18 protein-coding genes are annotated in these 19,609 nt (G+C 49.1%); 13 read left to right on the top strand and 5 right to left on the bottom strand.

The features are described 5' to 3' along the window. Positions 1-36 precede the first annotated feature (36 nt). The 5 genes from B5066_RS07590 (at position 37) to B5066_RS07610 (ending at position 4,435) form a co-directional block, all read left to right on the top strand. Positions 37-561, top strand: coding sequence for a 5' nucleotidase, NT5C type (locus B5066_RS07590; protein ID WP_079475344.1), 525 nt, complete (start codon positions 37-39; stop codon positions 559-561). A gap of 125 nt (positions 562-686) precedes the next feature. Beyond that, positions 687-1,919: a CynX/NimT family MFS transporter gene (locus B5066_RS07595; RefSeq protein ID WP_079475345.1), complete on the top strand. Its 1,233-nt coding sequence runs from the start codon at positions 687-689 to the stop codon at positions 1,917-1,919. Between the two features lie 110 nt (positions 1,920-2,029). Further along, positions 2,030-2,674, top strand: coding sequence for a DUF4396 domain-containing protein (locus tag B5066_RS07600; RefSeq protein ID WP_079475346.1), 645 nt, complete (start codon positions 2,030-2,032; stop codon positions 2,672-2,674). 115 nt (positions 2,675-2,789) lie between these two features. Then, positions 2,790-3,710: a DMT family transporter gene (locus tag B5066_RS07605; RefSeq protein WP_079475347.1), complete on the top strand. Its 921-nt coding sequence runs from the start codon at positions 2,790-2,792 to the stop codon at positions 3,708-3,710. 68 nt (positions 3,711-3,778) lie between these two features. Continuing rightward, positions 3,779-4,435 (top strand): MOSC domain-containing protein, encoded by a 657-nt coding sequence (locus B5066_RS07610; RefSeq protein WP_079475348.1) that lies wholly within the window; start codon positions 3,779-3,781, stop codon positions 4,433-4,435. Positions 4,436-4,451: 16 nt separating this feature from the next. On the opposite strand, the gene fdhD is transcribed toward B5066_RS07610, so the two are convergent. The 3 genes from fdhD to B5066_RS07625 all read right to left on the bottom strand — a co-directional run bounded on the left by fdhD (position 4,452) and on the right by B5066_RS07625 (position 7,472). Then, a complete protein-coding gene (fdhD, locus tag B5066_RS07615) occupies positions 4,452-5,261 on the bottom strand; it encodes a formate dehydrogenase accessory sulfurtransferase FdhD (RefSeq protein WP_079475349.1) in 810 nt (269 codons plus the stop codon). Positions 5,262-5,401: 140 nt separating this feature from the next. Further along, on the bottom strand, positions 5,402-6,841 hold the full coding sequence (locus B5066_RS07620; protein ID WP_079475350.1) for an alanine/glycine:cation symporter family protein: 1,440 nt from the start codon (positions 6,839-6,841) through the stop codon (positions 5,402-5,404). Positions 6,842-6,953: 112 nt separating this feature from the next. Next, positions 6,954-7,472, bottom strand: coding sequence for a sigma-70 family RNA polymerase sigma factor (locus B5066_RS07625; protein WP_079475351.1), 519 nt, complete (start codon positions 7,470-7,472; stop codon positions 6,954-6,956). Between the two features lie 157 nt (positions 7,473-7,629). Between B5066_RS07625 and B5066_RS07630 the strand changes: the two genes are divergently transcribed. From B5066_RS07630 to B5066_RS07650, 5 genes are all read left to right on the top strand, one after another. Beyond that, complete coding sequence (locus B5066_RS07630; RefSeq protein ID WP_079475352.1) at positions 7,630-8,748, top strand: glycerol dehydrogenase; 1,119 nt, start codon at positions 7,630-7,632, stop codon at positions 8,746-8,748. Between the two features lie 140 nt (positions 8,749-8,888). Continuing rightward, entirely contained in the window at positions 8,889-9,725 is an 837-nt protein-coding gene (locus tag B5066_RS07635; protein WP_079475353.1) for a PRD domain-containing protein, read from the top strand. A 207-nt stretch (positions 9,726-9,932) separates the two neighbouring features. Continuing rightward, positions 9,933-11,372 (top strand): sucrose-specific PTS transporter subunit IIBC, encoded by a 1,440-nt coding sequence (locus tag B5066_RS07640; protein ID WP_079475354.1) that lies wholly within the window; start codon positions 9,933-9,935, stop codon positions 11,370-11,372. 10 nt (positions 11,373-11,382) lie between these two features. Then, positions 11,383-12,822 (top strand): glycoside hydrolase family 32 protein, encoded by a 1,440-nt coding sequence (locus B5066_RS07645; RefSeq protein ID WP_079475355.1) that lies wholly within the window; start codon positions 11,383-11,385, stop codon positions 12,820-12,822. An 82-nt stretch (positions 12,823-12,904) separates the two neighbouring features. Beyond that, a complete protein-coding gene (locus tag B5066_RS07650) occupies positions 12,905-13,504 on the top strand; it encodes a short chain dehydrogenase (protein WP_079475356.1) in 600 nt (199 codons plus the stop codon). A 45-nt stretch (positions 13,505-13,549) separates the two neighbouring features. Here the strand turns inward: B5066_RS07650 and B5066_RS07655 are convergent, their stop codons facing one another. Continuing rightward, positions 13,550-14,176, bottom strand: coding sequence for a uracil-DNA glycosylase (locus B5066_RS07655; RefSeq protein WP_094908194.1), 627 nt, complete (start codon positions 14,174-14,176; stop codon positions 13,550-13,552). A gap of 104 nt (positions 14,177-14,280) precedes the next feature. Between B5066_RS07655 and B5066_RS07660 the strand changes: the two genes are divergently transcribed. The 3 genes from B5066_RS07660 to B5066_RS07670 all read left to right on the top strand — a co-directional run bounded on the left by B5066_RS07660 (position 14,281) and on the right by B5066_RS07670 (position 17,816). Then, a complete protein-coding gene (locus tag B5066_RS07660; RefSeq protein ID WP_158219099.1) occupies positions 14,281-15,429 on the top strand; it encodes a M14 family metallopeptidase in 1,149 nt (382 codons plus the stop codon). Positions 15,430-15,537: 108 nt separating this feature from the next. Then, positions 15,538-16,188, top strand: a complete 651-nt coding sequence (locus B5066_RS07665; protein WP_079475359.1) for a LytTR family DNA-binding domain-containing protein — start codon at positions 15,538-15,540, stop codon at positions 16,186-16,188. A 110-nt stretch (positions 16,189-16,298) separates the two neighbouring features. After that, on the top strand, positions 16,299-17,816 hold the full coding sequence (locus tag B5066_RS07670; protein WP_079475360.1) for a succinyl-CoA:acetate CoA-transferase ScpC: 1,518 nt from the start codon (positions 16,299-16,301) through the stop codon (positions 17,814-17,816). Positions 17,817-18,087: 271 nt separating this feature from the next. Here the strand turns inward: B5066_RS07670 and B5066_RS07675 are convergent, their stop codons facing one another. Continuing rightward, entirely contained in the window at positions 18,088-19,470 is a 1,383-nt protein-coding gene (locus B5066_RS07675; RefSeq protein ID WP_079475361.1) for an acetamidase/formamidase family protein, read from the bottom strand. Between the last annotated feature and the right edge of the window lie 139 nt (positions 19,471-19,609).

Below are 19,609 nucleotides of genomic sequence, written 5' to 3' on the forward strand. Positions count from 1 at the left end.
CGCGGCTTCTTCTTACTTTGAAAAAGGAGGTTTCACATGGAACGAATAGCGATTGATATGGATGAAGTGACGGTAAATACGCTTCCAACGCTGTTACATAGGTTTAACAGGGATTACGGGCATAAAGTGACTGCGGAAGATCTCAAAGGTATGAAGCTTGAAGCACTGCACCCGGAGCTTCATGACGAGATTAAAGCTTATTTCTATGAGCCGGCTTTTTTTCGGCATCTAAAGGTCATGGACGGAGCTCCTGAAGTGATTGAGCAGCTTGCCGGTGAATACGAAGTATTTATCACCACAGCTGCGATGGAATTTCCACCCTCGTTTGCTGCGAAATATGAATGGCTGAAGGAACATCTTTCCTTTCTGGGAGATATGAATTTTGTGTTCTGCGGAGATAAAAGTATTATTCATGCGGATTATTTAATCGATGATAATGCCAGACATTTCGAGCGCTTTTCCGGCAAAGGGATTTTGTACACCGCCCCGCACAATATTTACGATACAGTTTATACAAGAGTCGATCACTGGGACGACATTCGGCGTTATTTTTTAACGTAAACGCTTCTTTGTTCTGAAATTGAGAATCTTGGCGCTGACAGGAAGAATAGGGGAGAAAGGTTGTTGTACAATAAAAAAGAATGTAAAGTAAATCAATATGAAAAGCGTTCGTAGGAGAGAGAAGTATGCAGAATGAACAAACTGGAGAACGACTGCGAAAGCGGGGCCAGCATTTATCAACAGCGCAGCTTGCCCTTCTGTTTGCCGGTATCATTATGCTCGCAGTCAATCTCAGGCCGGCGCTAACAAGCGTTGGGCCACTCATCCCGTTAATCCGGGAAGATATTTCCCTCACAAGGGGGACGGCGGGGTTAATTACGACTCTGTCGCTGCTGACATTTGCAGCGGTTTCGCCAGCGGCTCCGAAGATCGGGGCGAAGATTGGACACCAGCGGGCTTTAATGGTGGGGGTAGTGGTACTCATTACGGGTATTGCCATGCGCTATATACCGGAAGCTGTATTTCTGTTTGCCGGGAGCCTGCTTGTAGGAGCGGGCATTGCGATGCTCAACGTGCTCCTGCCCGGGGTTATAAAAGAATCGTTTCCACATAATGTCGGTGTGATGACCAGTATTTATACGACCACGATGGTATTAATGGCTGCAGTCGGGTCAGGGGTCTCAGTACCGCTTGCCTCCGGTGCCGGGCTGGGATGGCAATGGTCGCTTCTGTTCTGGATCGTGCCGGCAATTGCGGCGATGGCCTGCTGGGGTTTTGTGTTGAAAAACCGGCAGCTGCAAATGCCCGGCCGCGTGAAAGCAGTGGAGCGCAGCAAGCCGGAAGGGTCGATCTGGAGGTCCCCGCTTGCCTGGCAGGTTACACTGTTTATGGGTCTGCAGTCCATCGGATTTTATGTGACCATCACCTGGCTGCCGGATATTTTAAATAATCTTGGGAATATGCCGCTTGCAGCTGCAGGCTGGCTTGTAGCATTAATGCAGGTCGCAAGCCTCCCGGCTACATTCTTCACACCAATTCTTGCCGGCAGGTTCCACCACCAACGTGGCATAATTGCTGCGATTGGCGTAGTTGCTGTGCTTGGTCTGCTGCTGCTCATGACAAACACATCGCCGTTTATGCTCACTATTGCGGCGCTGTTTATCGGACTTGCTCAAGGTGGAAGCATCAGCCTGGCGCTCGCGCTGTTAAGCATACGTGCTTCGACGCCGCAGCGGGCTGCGGATTTGTCCGGAATGGCCCAGTCAGTAGGTTATTTTATGGCTGCGCTCGGGCCAATCCTCGTAGGCGCTTCCTTTGACGCCTGGGAGACATGGATGCCGGCACTGCTTATTTTGATGATAGTTTCAGTGCTTCAGGTAGTAGCCGGTATGGGCGCCGGCCGGAATAAAGAGGTATAAATAGAGAAGACTTTCCGCCGGGGGAAGTCTTCTTTAATGTATAGGGGAGGTGTAAAATATACGGATACGGGGTATCGCTATTAGTGGAATAAAAAGAAAAGGAGGATACGATGGACACGATTTCTATTATTGCGGTCGTTTCCCTGGCAGCCGCATTTCTTTCTACGGCGATCGTTATTGTAGATGTGCGAAGAAACCCCCAGCCGATGATGGTCATGAATATTGTCTGGCCGCTCACCGTGTTGTACTCCGGGCCGCTCGGCCTGTTTTTCTATTATTATATCGGCCGGAAGGGGCACGGCGACAAGCCGATGTGGCAGTCGACCGTCGCTTCGACCAGCCACTGCGGCGCCGGGTGTGCACTTGGGGATATGGTAGGCATTCCGATTGTCGTAGCGCTTGGCTGGACGATTGCAGGCACGCGACTGTTTGCCGACTATATCGTAGAATTTATCCTCGCCTATACGTTTGGGATTTTCTTTCAGCTGGCATCCATCCTGCCGATGCATGAACACATGAGTAAAAGCCATGCGGTCAAACAGGCCGCCAAGGCGGACACGCTGTCCCTTGTGGCTTACCAGGTCGGCATGTTTGGTTTTATGGCGCTTGTTCATTTTGTGTTCTTTGCTACTCCGCCGAGTCCGGCCGGCCCGACTTTCTGGTTTATGATGCAGATCGCGATGGTGATCGGATTTTTAACCAGCTATCCGGTAAACTGGTGGCTTGTCGACAAAGGCATTAAGCACGCGATGTAAGCAGAAGGCCATATGGTCTTCTGTTTTTTATGCAGATTTTGTTAGTTGGGCTGAGAGGTATGATAAGCTTAATTTGTATAAATAATACAGTAAAGCGCGAAAAGGAGAGAGAATCATGCCGGCACGGTTAGCGTATCTGCTTGTTTTGGCGGGAGCAGCTCTTTGGGGCACGACAGGGCTGTTTGTGCAAAATTTATATACATATGGTTTTACGCCGTGGGAGGTCGTAGGCATTCGCCTGCTTTTTTCGGCGGTTATTATTACCCTGTTTTTAAGTATTGTGGAGAGAAGCCTGCTGCGCATCCGCTGGCAGGATTTGCCGCTGTTCGTCGGCACTGGTATTATCAGCATTGCTTTTTTTAATTTCTTCTTCTTTTCTGTCATGGAGGTGTCCGGAATTTCTCTGGCAGTGGTGATGCTTTACACGGGTCCGTTATTTGTGGCTATTATTGCCAAATTTATTTTCAAGGAAACGCTGACGGCAGGAAAGATAGCGGCACTCGTCATTATGATTACCGGATGCATGTACGCGGTCGGGCTGATCCCGCTCGGATCAGACAGTGTCGCAGCAGCGGCCGTCCTATTTGGCATCGCTTCTGGTTTCTTTTACGCGCTCTACAGCATTTTTGGAAAATTTTTAAGCGGAAGGTATCATCCGCTGACGATTACGACATATTCCATGATCCTTGGCGGCCTGTTTTTACTGCCTACAAGCCGCCTGTGGGAAAAAGCAGAAGCTTTTACAGAGCCGGGAGTATGGTGGAACGGTATCGGGCTTGCGGTAGCAGCGACCACGGTCGCTTACGTAGCATATACAGCCGGCCTGACCCACGTGGAATCCTCACGTGCATCGATCCTTTCCATCATCGAGCCGGTGGTGGCGATCGTGATCGGCGTAGCTGTTTTCGGGGATTCCTTTACACTCTGGCAGACTTTTGGCATTGTGCTCGTCTTTGCAGCCATTATTGCTACAGTATACGGTGATACGCTGCTTGGCAAATTGCTCGGAAAAACGTCCTTGAACCGTCAGTCATAAATAATAATCAGAGAGCGTATTGGCAGAACGGGTGCCCCCCCGGTACACTGGAGAAAAGGAGGGGGCATATGAATATTCGCGTAATGGAATGGTTTACGGGAAGGCCCGAAGACATATCAGCTGAAAAAGAAAAGCCCATATTTTCGGCTATTAATAAAACAAAGCGCCGGGAGGAGTCCCTGTATTTGTCGGAGACAGGCCTGGAAGGGGATGAACAGGGAGATCAGAAAAATCACGGGGGAGCAGAGAAAGCGGTCTGTGTCTATCCGTGGGAGCATTATGCGTACTGGAGCAGGACGCTTGAGGAACCGTTGCCGCACGGCAGTTTTGGGGAAAACCTGACAGTGCAGAGCGGGGTGGAGGAGGACGTAATGGTCGGCGATGTTTTCCGTTGGGGAAAAGCAGTCGTGGAAATAAGCCAGCCCCGGGAGCCCTGCTATAAGATTGCAAAACGCCACGGCATTAAAAAGCTGCCCCTCTACGTTCGGGAAACCGGCTATTCCGGCTACTATCTGCGGGTACGGCAGGCGGGTATCGTGGAAAAAAACCAGCCGCTTCGTCTCGAAGCGAGAACGACATCTTTGAGTGTTGCGGAAGTGAACCGGATCACATACCATTCGGAAGACCCGGGGGAGATTGAAGAAGCGCTGGAGTGTGCAGCTCTATCGGAGGAATGGAAAAGTTCTCTGCATAAAAAGCTGAATAAGTTAAAAAATAAGCACTGACCCGTAGGGCCGGTGCTTATTTTGTGACAGGAACGTCAGCGCTGATACGTTCGGCGTGAGCATAAACGTTGAAGGTGGAGCCACGGATAAAACCGACGGCGGTGATATTTAAGTCATCTGCGAGGCGGATCGCAAGGTTGGTCGGAGCGGACTTGGATAAAATAATCCCCATGCCCATTTTAGCTGCCTTTGTCAGTACCTCAGAGCTTAAACGTCCACTGAAAACGAGCACCTTGTCGCGCACCTGGATGCCGTTCATTAAACAGTATCCGTACAGCTTATCGAGAGCGTTATGACGGCCGATATCAGAGCGGTCAACGATAATGCCGTCTGTATCGCAGATGGCAGCGTTATGAACGCCGCCGGTATTTTTAAATACGAGACTGTTATCCTGCATCTCCTTCATAAATCCGAGGCACTGCTCCGGTGTCAGCGTGCATTTCGTAACAGCTGTTTTAGCTGTCTGGACGTCGCTCTGAAAATAAAACTGGCGGCTTTTTCCGCAACAGGAGCCGATCACGCGTTTTGAGTAAAAAGAAGCTTCCTTGACCCGGTTGGAATTGATGGAAACGTAAGCAAAGCCTAGATCATCGTCGAGCGAAATTGATTCAATTTCCCGGTGGAATAAAATAACGCCCTCGGATGCGAGGAATCCAACAACAAGTTCTTCAACATGCGTGGGAGTGCATACAAGCGTTGCGAATTCTTCCTCGTTTACGACAATCGTCATTGGTTTTTCCAGGGCCACCTGGTCTTCTGCGGCATAAAGGCCCTGTTCAGGTGAATAGGAGACGATGGGCTGAATGGCGGTGGAGCGGTCCGGCATAGTGGGACTCCTTTCAAAATCCGTGCCCGGCACGGGAGTGTAATTGTACTTTTATCTTATCATGAGAAGCGGCTGATATAGAAAAAAATGCACAAAAAGCCTGCATCCTCTAAAGAAAATGCAGGTCGGATATTGCGTAATTATCGTTTTTTGCCCCAGGCTTTTAAGTTTTTCAATCCCGGGATACTGTCGTTGTAAAATACTGGATCGATGCCTTGTTTGCGCTGATCCAGGTAGTTTTTGAGTGCGGCAGCAGCTATGTGGCCGAGCAGTGCAATCGCAATTAAGTTGACGACCGCCATTAAGCCCATAAACAGATCTGCCATGGCCCATACAAGCTCGAGGCCGCTTGCTGCTCCAAGAAGAACAAACAGCAGGAAACAGACACGGAAAATTTGGACGTAAATGCGCTTTGGAGAGATAAATTCCACGTTTACTTCGCCATAGTAATAATTCCCGAGAAGGGAGCTGAAGGCAAAAAAGAAAATAGCAAGGGAGAGGAAGGTTTGTGCCCAGCCGCCCAGATGGAAGGCAAGAGCATCCTGAGTCAGCTGTATCCCTTCAATATTTGCCCCGGCGTCCGCATACGTACCAGAAAGCAGAATAATAAATGCTGTCGCGCTGCATATAATCAGCGTGTCTGTGAGAACCCCAAGGGACTGGACGAGCCCCTGTTTGACCGGGTGGCTAACGTAAGCAGTGGCTGCTGCGTTCGGCGCGCTACCCATACCGGCTTCGTTGGAAAAGAGGCCGCGCTGAATGCCGAGCATGAGAGCGCCCCCAATAGTACCGCCGGCGACTTCACGAATCCCGAAAGCCTGGCCGAAAATAAGCCCAAATACCTGTGGGACATCTGCAATGTTAATAATCATAATGACAACGGCTGCAATAACGTAAAGCGAAGCAAAAATTGGAACGATAATTTCAGCTACTACAGCAATACGGCGAATGCCGCCATAAATAATGACACCAATCAAAAGCATAATGGCAATCCCGACGTAAACTGATGGGATATTATAAGCACCATTGAACGCCTGGGCGATCGTGTTAGTCTGTACGCCGTTGAAAATAAATCCAAAACAGAGCGTAATCAAAACAGCGAAGACAATGCCGAGCCAGCGGGCATTCAACGCCTGTTCCATGTAATAGGCCGGACCGCCGCGGAACCCGTCCTTATCCTTTACTTTATACATTTGTGCAAGCGTGCTTTCCACGAATCCGGTAGCGGCACCGATAATAGCGATGACCCACATCCAGAAAATGGCGCCCGGTCCGCCGGCACTGATGGCAAGGGCCACCCCGGCGAGGTTTCCGGTGCCGACACGGGCAGCGGTACTGATCGCAAATGCCTGAAAAGCACTCGTGCCCTTTCTGTCTTTAAAGCCGGAACGGTCGGTTCCTTCCTTGAATAAAAGCACGAACATTTCTTTAAGCATCCGGAACTGGACAAAGCCGGTGCGGATGGTAAAATAAACGCCTAAAATAAGTAAAAGTGCGATTAACAAATAACTCCAGATAACGTCACTGAGAGAGCCTACAAGGTTATAAAACCATGTATCAGTTGTTAACCAATTTCCCATATGTATCCTCCTTCAAGTAAGGTTGTATCTATTATACATTTTTCAGAGGCTGTCCGACACTGTTTTCAAGGAATTCCTGTAAATAGAGATAAGAACAAACAAGATTTACTTATCAAGGGAAGCTACGAATGATTTCGAGCTGAGTTTTCAGGATGCGGAGAGATTTTTGTTTAATTTTCGAAACGGCCTGCTGGGATATGCCCATTGCCCTGGCTGTTTCTGTTATTGTACGGCCTTCAATAAATAAGGCGTATAATACGGCTTGTTCCTTTTCCGGCCTCTGCTGAATAATGTCATAAAGCTCCGGATTTTCAATATGGCCGGCAAGCTCCCGTGAACGGCTGCGGTACTGGTCTGTGAAAGAAACAGCCGGAAGAGGTGTGGCGGACGCTTCCTCATCGTTATCTACAGCCAGCGGAAACCGCTCCCGGTGCTTTCTCTCCCGTTTATCATAGTGCACGGCCGCCCAGTAAATCGTTTTCTGCATGAAGACCCGCTTTTTAACATCCAGAAAAAAGTCGCGGAATGCCTCGTCGAGTTGATGTGTGTCGCCGTTACTCCACAGGTATTGATGGTCAGGGGAGTCAAAAAAATGCTGAATGAGCTTTTGCTGATGAAATGCTATTGTCAATGCGCATACCTCCTTGTAGATCGTATGTACAAAAGGCAGTTAATGTAAAAAATGACAACCTTTAATCGAACATATGTTCTTAAATATTGATGCGTAAAATAACGCGTATTAGGGAAGACAACGAGTGAATAAAAAATTAAAACTGGAGGAATCCAAAATGGGAAATAAAGTATTTATCAGTCCAAATAAATACGTGCAGGGCGTCGACGTAGTCGATGAAGTAGGCTCCTATGTAAAAGGAATGGGCAGTAAAGCAGTTGTTATTGCAGATGAATTTGTATGGGATCTGGCTGGTAACCGTGTGGTGGAAAGCCTCAAGCAACAAAGCATCGACGCTGTAAACATTACCTTTAACGGTGAAGCGTCCACTGGGGAAATCAACCGGATTACTGAGGAAGCCAAATCGGCTGGGGCAGAAATGATCGTTGCTGTCGGCGGCGGCAAAACGCTCGACACGGCCAAAGGGGTGCGCGACCAGATTCCGGATGCTTACTGCGTCATTGTTCCGACGACGGCTTCTACCGATGCTCCGACGAGCGCCCTTTCTGTCATTTACTCGGATGAAGGCGTATTTGAATCGTACCGCTTTTACTCAAAAAATCCGGATTTGATTGTAATGGATTCCAAAATCATTGCCGGCGCACCCCCTCGTTTTCTCGCCTCCGGTATAGCGGACGCGATGGCTACATGGGTGGAAGCGCGCATGGCTATTCAGGCAAACGCCAATGCCATGTCCGGCGGGCTTTCCACGATTGCCGGCGCAGCAATCGCAGAAAAATGTGAAGAAACGCTGTTTCAGTATGGACTTCTTGCATATGAATCCAACAAAAGACAGATTGTTACCCATGCCCTTGAGCAGATTGTTGAAGCAAATACGCTGTTGAGCGGCCTTGGTTTTGAAAGCGGGGGCCTTGCGCTTGCGCATGCGATTCACAATGGATTTACCGTTCTCGACGGAGAGGTGCATCATATGACGCACGGGGAAAAGGTAGCCTTTGGCACCCTGAGCCAGCTGACCCTTGAGAACCGTTCGAAAGAAGAGTTTGAAAAGTATGTGGATCTGTATTACCAACTGGAGCTGCCGATTACGCTTGAGGATCTGCACCTCGGAGATGCCTCGGAGGATGAATTAATGAAAGTGGCGGAAGCGGCTTTAACTGAAGGGGAAAGCAGCCACAATATGCCGTTTGCGCTAACGCCTTATGACGTTGTAAGCGCCATGCAGGCAGCCGACCAATACGCGAAAGCGTACAAAAAAGAGCACGGCTTAAAATAAATGTATCTGCATAGTCCTAAAAGCCGCCGGGTTATACGTCCGGCGGCTTTTTGTGTTAACTTTTCCGGGAAAGACGTATGTCCCCCGCGTGAAATCTCGGCCGGAGGGTGATATAGTATCGAAGGAAAGGAGGCCGGTGCATGAAGATCCTGCGTGTACTGAACAACAATGCGGTAGTCGTCCATCACGGTGACCGGGAGAAGATCATTTTCGGTCCGGGGATTGGATTTCAAAAAGGCAAAAATGATCCCGTTAATCAAAAGAAGATTGAAAAGATTTTCAGTATGGAAGAAGAGACGCCAAAATTTGAGCAGCTTTTGAAGACTCTGCCAATTGAAGTTATTGAAGTTGGGGAAGAAATTATCAGCTACGCGGAAGGGGTAATGCATCTGCCGCTCAGTGACCATATTCATATTTCCATCATTGATCACCTGGCGTTTGCACTCGAGCGTATTAAGCAAGGGTTTACTATAGAAAATAAGCTCCTCCATGAAATTAAGGCTCTTTATCAGGAAGAATACAGCATCGGTGTCTGGGCCATTCAGAAGATCAAAAAAGATCTGGGAGTCGAGCTGCCGGAGGATGAAGCAGGGCACATTGCGCTGCATCTGCATACGGCGAAGCTGCAGACCGGATCGATGGAGGAGACGATGCACAGAACCTCACTGATCCAGGAGCTGATTCAAATTGTAGAAGACCGTGCCGGACTCGAGCTTGCGGACCGGGGTATGTCGTATCACCGGCTCGTCGTTCATTTAAACTTCGCACTCTCAAGAGCAGAGGACGGCAAAGTGTTTGATGATATGGATCCCGAAATGCTCGAGCTGATCCAGACGAAATATGAAAAAGCCTATGCTGTTGCATACGAGTTGGCTGATTACGTTAAACAAGAGGCGGGACTGCCGTTTCCTCTGCCGGAAATCGGCTATATTGCGCTTCATATTCAACGAATTTTATCGAACCAGTCGATTTCATAGAAATGAAAAGAAAGCGTTGACATGGATCTTTTCTTTTTGTATACTTTCTGTACATTACACATATCGGGAGTTGTTACTGCTACGGGCAGGCAAGACCCAAAATGAGAACAGGACACGTGTATCCTAGGCACACGTTGACCCTTCTCGTTTTGGGTCTTTTTTATGTCTAAAAACAGCTTCCGTTAGTTTAGCGGAGGGAGTTTCCTGATGGATCATAAACAAATAGCAAAAGAACTGGTACCGCTCCTTGGCGGAAAAGATAATATTATCAGTGCCAGCCACTGCGCCACGAGGCTCCGGCTGGTTATTGACGATGAGAGCAAAATCAATAAGCAGGAAATTGAAGATCTGGAGGGCGTAAAGGGAGCCTTTTCAAGCTCCGGCCAATTTCAGATTATCTTTGGGACCGGCACGGTTAATAAGGTATTTCAGCCATTTGCCGAAGAAATTGGCCTTGATGACGAGTCCACAGAGCATAAACAAAAGCAAATGGATCATAATGAAGCTGTAAAAAAGAAAATGAATCCGGTCTCACGATTTGCGAAAGTACTTTCCAATATTTTTGTACCAATTATTCCGGCGATTGTCGCCGCTGGTATGCTGATGGGCCTTTTAAATCTTATGAACCGATTCGGGTGGGCGGATGGAGACAGTTCCCTATACATTCTGCTTGATATGTTTTCCTCAGCTGCCTTTATTATTCTACCAATTTTGATCGGCTACAGCGCTGCACGTGAATTCGGCGGGAATACGTATTTAGGAGCTGTGGTCGGCGGGATTATGACCCACCCAACTCTTTTGAATCCGTGGGGACTTCAGGAAGGCGGCGTCGAGCCGGAAATGCTCAATTTTGCGGGCATGAATATCGAGCTGCTTGGCTATCAGGGAACGGTTATACCAGTGCTCCTGACGGTGTACGTGATGTGCTGGCTCGAAAGGCTGTTCCGCAAGGTTGTTCCGAATATGGTCGACCTGCTTGTGACACCTTTTTTAACAATCATGACCACCGGCTTTGTAGCATTGATGGTCGTCGGTCCGATTGGCCGTCTGCTCGGTGAAGGTGTAACCACGTCGCTGTCGTTTTTATATGATTCTGGTGCCGGTTTTGCCGGTCTCGTGTTTGGCGGCCTGTATTCGCTCATCGTTTTAACCGGCGTGCACCACAGCTTTCACGCGATCGAAGCAGAAATTCTCGGCCAGGTCGGCTTTAACTACCTCCTCCCTATATGGGCAATGGCTAACGTCGCCCAAGGCGGAGCCGGTCTTGCCGTATGGGTGAAGACGAAGAGCAAAAAAATGAAGGAAATTGCTGGTCCGTCAGCATTCGCGGCCTTTCTGGGCATCACGGAGCCGGTCATCTTCGGGGTTAACCTCCGCTACCGCCGTCCGTTTATCGGTGCTGCAATTGGTGGCGCTCTTGGTGGTGCGTACGTGACGATTACAAACGTTACAGCAAACGGTATCGGGGTGACCGGGCTTCCAATGTTTGCGATCGCAAATGACCCAATTAACTATGCCATCGGTATATTGGTTGCTGTGGGCGGCGCGTTTACAGCAGCGTGGCTGCTCGGCTGGCAGGAAGAAGAACAGCAGCCGAAGAAAGAAGAGACAAAAACAGAAAAAGACAGTGAAGAAAAAGCTGTATAGGGAGGAAGCAATGAAAGAGGAGCACGCTCTTCGAAAAGAAGCAGACCAAATAGTGCAAACGGTCGAAGCGGCAGGTCCCTTTCGACAGCAGTTTCACCTGATGCCTCCAGCAGGCTTAATGAATGATCCGAATGGACTTGTGCAGTGGCAGGGAGTGAATCATGTGTTTTACCAGTGGATGCCGTTTCATACCGGTCACGGCAGCAAATGGTGGGGACACGCGGTGAGCCGGGATTGGGTTCATTGGGAGCTTCTGCCCCCAGCGCTCGCACCGGTGTATGATTTTGAAAAAAACGGCTGCTATTCCGGCAGCGCGGTAGCACATGAGGGTTTTCTATACTTGTTTTATACCGGAAACGTCAAGGATGAACACGGGAACCGGACGAGCTACCAGTGTCTTGCGGTTTCAAGCGACGGAGTGGAGTTTGAAAAGCACGGTCCGGTGATTTATCAGCCGGAAGGCTATACCGCTCACGTCCGCGATCCAAAAGTATGGTTTGAAGCCGGAGTGTGGTGGCTTGTAATCGGTGCCCAGCGTCTTGACCTGGAAGGACAGGTACTGCTTTACCGCTCGAGGGACCTGCGGGAATGGGAGTTTCTCGGGCCGCTAGCCGGAAAGGACGCTACGCTGAGTGCTTCCTTTGGCTATATGTGGGAATGCCCGGACTTTTTCGAGCTGGGTGGCTCCCGGGTGCTGCTTGTGTCTCCACAGGGCCTTGAAGCAGAAGCGTACCGGTACCAGAATCAGTATCAGACCGGCATTTTTACCGGTGAATTCGCCCCGGAAACGGGCACATTTTCCCACGGGGAGTTTCGTGAAATTGACCTGGGCTTTGAATTTTACGCCCCGCAGTCGTTTCTGGATGAGCAGGGCCGGCGTCTGCTGATTGGCTGGATGGGCGTCCCGGACCAGCAGGAACAGGTGCATCCGACGATTGCCGATGGCTGGGTTCACTGTCTGACGGTCCCCCGGGAGCTGACGATGCAAAACGGACATCTGTACCAGCAGCCGATTGAAGAGTGCCGGCAGCTGCGCGGGAGGAACGCCTCGGCGGTCGTTGCTGTAAATGATGAGGCGTTGGTATGGCAGTCGTGGGATGCCCCAGTAGCAGAAATTTATCTGGAAGTGGAGAAAGATAAAAGCTGGACCGTCTCCTGGCGCCGTTATTTTCATATTTCCTATGACGCCGATGATCAGACGCTTACCTTTGAACGGCCGGATCTGGTCACTGGCGGGTCGGTGCGCCGAACCAGTCGGGTAAACGGTGTGCGTTCGCTTCGCTGCCTGTTTGACTGCTCTTCTGTAGAAGTTTTCGTAAATGACGGGGAATACGTTTCTACCTCCCGCCTGTTTCCGGAGCAGGAAGAAGGAGAGCTTCAATTTTCAGCAGAACAGCCGGCTGTTTTTCATGTCGATGCGTGGGAGCTTTATTCTCTGCAATGGACATGATGGAACGTGCTGGTGTTTGTAAGCCGGAAAAAAGAGGAACAATACAGCGTAGAGAATTTTGCAAACAGAAAGGAAGATTTTCATGCGCATATTATTAGTTGGAGCTTCAGGTACGATCGGAAGTGCGGTATATGAACGCTTAAAGGATGACCACGATATTCTTTGTGCCGGGAGAAACGGAAGAGACGTGCAGGTGGATATTACAGATGAAGAAAGCATCCGTCAAATGTATGAATCCACCGGCCGTGTGGACGCAGTTATTACGGCCTCCGGGAGCGCCGGTTTTGCTCCGCTCACCGAGCTCACTCCGGAAAAGAACCAGACGGCCATCAACAGTAAAATGAAGGGCCAGATTAACCTGGTGCTGCTCGGTATTCCATATGTAAATGACGGCGGCAGCTTCACGCTTACATCCGGAATCATGATGGATGACCCGATTCCTCAGGGGACTTCCGCTGCGATGGCAAATGGCGCCGTGAAAGGCTTTGTCACCTCTGCAGCCATTGAGCTGCCAAGAGACATCCGTATTAACAACATCAGTCCGAACCTGCTGGCCGAATCGGCAGATAAGCTTGGCAGCTTTTTCCGCGGTTTCGATCCCGTACCGGGAGATAAGGTTTCCCTGGCATATCAAAAAAGTGTCGAAGGGCAGCAGACCGGTCAGACATACGAAGTCTATTAATGCAAAGCTCCGGAACACAGGCAAATGTCTGTACTCCGGAGCTTTTTAGATATGAAGCGCATGGGCGGCGAGCGTGTTCAGGTATTCCTTCATCGTTTGCTCGAGGCTGCGGTTATACAAAATCGCGGCTGGGTGGTAAATCGGAAAAATATTATAGTTTCTGGCAGTCCAAATGTACGCTTCGTTCGCTTCCTCCCACTGTCGGATCGGATGCGTCTGTATTCTGCCAGTAACGTCACCCAGTCTGGGGCTGGTCCCAAGAAGCCGCCAGTAAGCGATTTTTCCCATCGGCACGATCCACTGCGGCTGCACCCGGTTTATTTCGTAATCCAATACGGGCGCGTGGGCGAGGATTTCCTTCTGGTTCGGGGTCCGGTTGTATTTCCGGCGCACACCGGCCCTGGTCTGTCCCCATTTATAGGGGCGGCTGCGCACGGCACTGGTGACATAAATGTCTTCTCGTTTGATGTTCAAATCGTCGAGATACGAGTCGAAAATGACTCCTGCTCTGCCGCTGAAGGGAATGCCATTGTGAATTTCAGTTTCGCCCGGGGCTTCCCCAACAAACATGATCGTGGCATCGGCCGGCCCGGCGCCCGGCAGAAACCCTTCACAATCGAATGGTTCAATCCGTTCGTTGGCTAGTTGTACTAAAGAAGAAGGCAGCTGCATAATTATCATCCTTTTTGTAGTTTCTTTTTGCCGCTAATAGGTTTGTACCCGAAATGGCGAGGAATAATGAGCGTAAGAGTAATTTTGATAAAGGAGGAAGCAATATGAAACCGTCAGATCAATACTTTTTCCCGACCTACGAGGAAGCAAGAAGAGCCTTCCGGAAAAGAAGCACCGACGTAGCGGCGGTCTGGCCTGAGGCTTCGCTGACCCAGTACGCTGTTGGAAAACCGGAAAACAATAACACCACCGATATTATTGCAGCGGACGCCAAATACCATTCAAACACGCTGATTGTAGTCACCACCGGCGTACACGGAATTGAAGGATATGCAGGGTCGGCGCTTCTGCAGCTGTTTATCGATGAATATCTGACGCAGCTGAATCCAAATACGACTGGCCTACGGCTCGTTCATGCGGTAAATCCGTGGGGAATGAAAAACCGGCGGCGGGTGAGTGAAAACAATGTTGACCTGAATCGTAATTTTATCAAAGACTGGAACAGCGTACCTGCTTCATTGAACGAACGGTTTGAAAAAGAAAAAAAGCACTTTGTGCCGGAGGGGCCAGTGAAAAGCTGGAAAAAACAGCGGAAAAATCTTTTGGGAGCACTTGGGGCAAAGGTGTTTAAACGCGGCGTATCCGGGTTGGAAAAAGCAGCAACGATGGGACAGTATCAGTATCCGACCGGTATTTTTTACGGTGGCGCAGCTCATGAAGAGCCGGTGGAAAAGCTTCTGGCGCACATGGATGAATGGGTAAAGGAGTATGAAACGGTCGTCCATATTGATATTCATACCGGACTTGGTCCTGCCGAACAGCTGTGGCTGCAGGTGCCGCATTCAGATCCAAGGAAAGAAAAGCAGCTCCGAAAGCAGTTCGGCCATCCGGAGGTCAACGACGTGCAAAAGACAGACGTACGGGAAATTAAAGGCGAGGATGCAGAATACGTGAAGGACGTCTATAGCCGGAAGCATCCGGACAAGTACATCTTCTCCTGTCTGCTCGAGTTTGGCACGATCGGCAACCGGCTGCCTGACCAGATGAGGGCGCTCGATATAGTGGTACATGAAAACCAGTATTACTGGTACGGAGCAAAGAAAGAAAAAGATGCTAAAGAGCTGCAGAAGGAATTTCATCAGCTGTTCGACCCGCCCGAGGAAAGCTGGAGACAGGCCGTGCTGAAGAAGGGCAAGGCCGGTTTCAATCTTGTGCTTGAAAAAGAAGCGGGCGTGCAAATCGTTAAAAAATAACCTTGGCATAGAAGTAGAGCATGCAGCGTATTCGAAAACAGAATCATTTGCGGCAGCAGCCGGCTGTATAATATAAGAAGGGAATTTTTAAACAAAAGGAGGAAAAGTATGGATCAATCATCTATTGCGCCGTTGATCGACAGCTTTAAAGAATTATTCCCGAAGGAGACCTCATTCGCTGCTGCAAGTACAGATGCGTTCATTTACTATAAGCCGAGCCGGTCGGTCGACCTGTCAATTACCCCGGGCGACAGGGTGGTACAGGATACGGTCAGCTACCATTCTTTGGCCAGCAAGAAGAAAACGTCCCGGCACGTGAGCAGACACGTCTTCGGTATCCCTTACTACGGAACGTCGGTGCCAATTATTCAAAAAAATGAACTTGTCGGCTGTCTGACCGCCATTACCGTGCCCGGCGAAGCTCCGGAAGAGCTTAAAATATTAACGATGGAGCATGAAAATGGCTGGAAACCTGTTCCCTACAGCGACGTTTCTTACATGGAAGCATACGAACGGAAAACGTGGATGCAGACGAGTGCAGGAAGGGGCACAAACAAATTCACGCTGCATCAGCTGGAATGGCTGCTGCCGGAGGATACATTCATCCGCTGCCACCGTTCATTTATCGTGAATTTAAACAAAATCCGGGACATTCAGCCGGATTCGCATTCCACCTTTACGCTCATTATGGATGAAGGGTCCCGGGTGCCGGTTGGCCAGACGTATGCGAGCACCTTCCGGTGGCGGCTGCAATTCTGATTCATCCGCAAATATGCTGGTTTATTCATGAATACCGGTCGTTTGTGCATAATTGAAAGAATCTTATGACACATCCTGCTACGCTGTACAAAAAGAAATGAGGGTTTACCGTGAACAATAAACTCCAGCAGATGCTCCGGCACAACGGTTTAAAGGAACGCATCGTGGACAGTGAAACAGCAGCAGGATGGATCAAGGACGGAATGACTGTGGGCCTGAGCGGTTTTACACGAGCAGGAGACGTGAAAGCTATGCCCGGGGCTCTCGTAGAAAAAGCGAAGCAGGAAGAGTTCTGTCTTGACGTTTATACCGGGGCTTCGCTTGGTTCGGATACTGACCAGATCATGACTGATGCCGGCATTGTTTGTAAGCGATTACCTTTTCAGGTGGACCAGCGGATGCGGGAAGAGATCAACCAGGGAAATATTTCGTTTATTGACCAGCATCTGTCCCACACGGCAGAAAGTGTAAGGAACGGGTCGCTCAACCGTATTGATGCAGCGATCATAGAAGCAGTGGCAATCACCGAAGAAGGATGGATCGTGCCTTCCACCTCGGTAGGCAATTCGGCAGTTTTTGCAGAAGAGGCTGATATGATTATTGTGGAACTGAACATGGCCCAGCCTGCCGATCTGGAAGGGATGCACGACATCTACCATATGGGCCGGCAGGGAGAAAGAGGGCCGATCCCGTTAAGGGACGTAGAGGACCGTATTGGCACTACCGCCATTCCAGTTAATCCGGAAAAAATCCAGGGGATTATCGTCACGAAGGAGCTGGATTCACCGTCGACCGTTACAAGCCCGGATGAAACAACAAAGGCGATGGCCGGACACCTGATCGATTTCTTGAAAAATGAATACGCTCACGGAAATGCTGAAAAAGAGCTCCCTCCGCTGCAGTCCGGCATCGGCACAGTAGCGAACGCTGTGTTTCACGGGCTATTGGATTCGGAATTCACGAATCTGGAGGTGTACTCCGAGGTGCTCCAGGACGCCGTGTTCGATTTGATGGACGCCGGCAAAGTCCGGTTTGCGTCAGGCTGTTCGATTACTCTTTCCGGGGAGAAAATGAACAAAGTTTTTCCAAAGCTTGAAGACTACCGGGATCAGTTGGTCCTGCGTCCGCAGGAACTATCCAATCACCCGGAAATCATCCGGCGCCTCGGCCTGATTTCCATTAATACGGCCCTCGAAGCAGACATCTACGGCAACGTTAATTCCACTCACGTAAATGGCACGAATATGATGAATGGCATTGGCGGTTCCGGAGACTTCGCCCGCAACGCCCGCACAGCCATTTTTGTAACTAAATCAATTGCCAAAAACGGTGACATTTCCAGCGTGGTGCCGTTTGTCTCCCATGTGGATCATACGGAGCACGACGTTGATATTCTAGTGACAGAGCAGGGCTATGCCGACCTCCGGGGGCTTGCGCCGCGGGAGAGAGCTGCAGAAATTATTCAGCACTGCGTGCATCCGCTGTATAAGGAGCAGTTGTGGAGTTATTTTCAGCGCGCCTGTGAGGAAGCCGGCGGCCAGACACCGCATCTTCTGGAAGAAGCCCTCACCTGGCATGTACAGATGCAGAAGGAAGGGACAATGCGGGAAGCAGCGATGAAAATCTAAAGTCAGGAAATGGAGCCCAAACCTCGGTTTTATGTACGTGGGCCCGGAAGATTACGGGCGGGGCTCCAAACCGTAGTTATTCCTCCTTGCGGTGAAGGGGTCAAATCCTCGTAGCAGAATTTATGCTGAATGTTTCTGGAGCCAGGAAAGTTCAGGGAAGATTAACAAGCGAGTGTTACCCAATGGGAATTATGGGGTTATCTCCTTCAGAATATAAAGCATCGAACACCTAAAGAACCAGCAGAAGGTTAATTTCTGCTGGTTCTTGTCTTTAAACAGATCGTTTCTTTTGGAATAGCCATAAACCACTTCCAAAGGCAAGCAACGTTCCTAAAAGTATATATAGAATAGTATTTGTTGAAGTATCAGGAAGTTCGCCTCCGCCTTCTTCTTCCGATTCAGTATGTTCTGTTTCTTCTGCCGGCATTTCATCTTGATTTATTTTTTCATCAAAGTGGGCTTTTTGGATAAGCGCATGGATGCCTTTTGTCTTGTCTACTACTTGAGAAACTTCATAATCTGTGGCAGCACTTAAATAAGCATAAGCTTTTGCTCTATCCATTCCAAGTTCTTCAGATAGAAAATCGATAGACTCTCTTGTGGATTCTTTCATGGCTTCATCCAAATCTTCATCCAGTCCAATAGGAATCCAATAATCATCTGTTTCTCCAAATGGTTGATCAAATGTGTCATTTTCTCCAGGAATGCTCTCTTCGCCATCTTCTAACACAGTTAATCGAAAGGTGCCTCTAAGGGACCCTTCAAGAGCAGTTAAAGCTACTTCTCCATCTCCTTGAGCAAAGTGAGGGTCTCCGGTATAAAACATAGCTCCCGCCACTTCTACAGGGAGATACAGAGTAGAGCCGACCCCGAGTTCATTAATATCGATATTACCGCCTGTTTCACTTGGGGGCACAGAGTTTACATACTCATCGGTATCTGAAGCAACTCCCATTAAGCCCATAAATGGATCAATAGGAAAGTATACGTCTTCGCCTGGAATTTCTGCCATCCACTCGCCATTTCGTTGTTCTATTGGAGTGAATGTTGACACGTTATTGTACAGTTCTGGGTTTTCCGCGCTGGCTCCTTCCTCTGGGCCTTCATTCTCCGGAAACTCTTCTGGGAGCGCTCCTTTATAATGACGATTGGAGATGACTCCGTAGGGAACTCTAGGTGTTAATGACATAACTTCTACTTTTAATACGTCGCCCGGTTCAGCTCCTTTTACTTCAACTGGGCCAGTAACCACGTGAGGTCCATGATCTTCGAAGTCGTGTTCAATATTTGAAGCTGTTATTTCTTTAGCCTCTTCTAGTACTTGGTCTTCCTCAATTCCATGCTGGCTGAAATATTCTACTGGATCTCTTCCCTGATCTTCAAGTATCCCTTCATGGGACACAGTATCAAAAGTGACAGTTTCGCCTGATTGAATACTTTCAACCGCCTGGCTTTCACGGTTAGGCAAATCCCCCCAATGAATATTTTCTACTGAAGAAGGCACATAATATTCGCCTTCTGCTTCTTCAGCATTAATTTCATTTAATGGAAAATCTGGTGTCTCCTCAGCATGTGCAGTTGTTTCTAAGGCAGGCATGGCAGCTAAAATTCCTGTGGTAGTCAAAACCCCTAGTTTTCTTTTTACATTCCCCAACTAATTTCCCCCTTAAAGCAATATAGCCACTACCTTATCAAAAAAATAACCATAAAGGGATTTTATGTAAGAAAATGTACGGAAGATTTTATGTATTTAATAATCTATTATGCGACATATTATCTAAGGAAATTGAGTA

This window comes from Marinococcus halophilus (assembly GCF_900166605.1).
In the GTDB taxonomy this organism is placed as follows: Bacteria; Bacillota; Bacilli; order Bacillales; family Marinococcaceae; genus Marinococcus; species Marinococcus halophilus.

Coding starts and splice junctions, on each gene's coding strand:
- B5066_RS07635 (WP_079475353.1), top strand. CDS start 8,889: ATGAAGATCCTGCGTGTACTGAACAACAATGCGGTAGTCGTCCATCAC.
- B5066_RS07605 (WP_079475347.1), top strand. CDS start 2,790: ATGCCGGCACGGTTAGCGTATCTGCTTGTTTTGGCGGGAGCAGCTCTT.
- B5066_RS07590 (WP_079475344.1), top strand. CDS start 37: ATGGAACGAATAGCGATTGATATGGATGAAGTGACGGTAAATACGCTT.
- B5066_RS07640 (WP_079475354.1), top strand. CDS start 9,933: ATGGATCATAAACAAATAGCAAAAGAACTGGTACCGCTCCTTGGCGGA.
- B5066_RS07595 (WP_079475345.1), top strand. CDS start 687: ATGCAGAATGAACAAACTGGAGAACGACTGCGAAAGCGGGGCCAGCAT.
- B5066_RS07630 (WP_079475352.1), top strand. CDS start 7,630: ATGGGAAATAAAGTATTTATCAGTCCAAATAAATACGTGCAGGGCGTC.
- B5066_RS07620 (WP_079475350.1), bottom strand. CDS start 6,841: ATGGGAAATTGGTTAACAACTGATACATGGTTTTATAACCTTGTAGGC.
- B5066_RS07610 (WP_079475348.1), top strand. CDS start 3,779: ATGAATATTCGCGTAATGGAATGGTTTACGGGAAGGCCCGAAGACATA.
- B5066_RS07600 (WP_079475346.1), top strand. CDS start 2,030: ATGGACACGATTTCTATTATTGCGGTCGTTTCCCTGGCAGCCGCATTT.
- B5066_RS07650 (WP_079475356.1), top strand. CDS start 12,905: ATGCGCATATTATTAGTTGGAGCTTCAGGTACGATCGGAAGTGCGGTA.
- B5066_RS07665 (WP_079475359.1), top strand. CDS start 15,538: ATGGATCAATCATCTATTGCGCCGTTGATCGACAGCTTTAAAGAATTA.
- B5066_RS07645 (WP_079475355.1), top strand. CDS start 11,383: ATGAAAGAGGAGCACGCTCTTCGAAAAGAAGCAGACCAAATAGTGCAA.
- B5066_RS07655 (WP_094908194.1), bottom strand. CDS start 14,176: ATGCAGCTGCCTTCTTCTTTAGTACAACTAGCCAACGAACGGATTGAA.
- fdhD (WP_079475349.1), bottom strand. CDS start 5,261: ATGCCGGACCGCTCCACCGCCATTCAGCCCATCGTCTCCTATTCACCT.
- B5066_RS07660 (WP_158219099.1), top strand. CDS start 14,281: ATGAAACCGTCAGATCAATACTTTTTCCCGACCTACGAGGAAGCAAGA.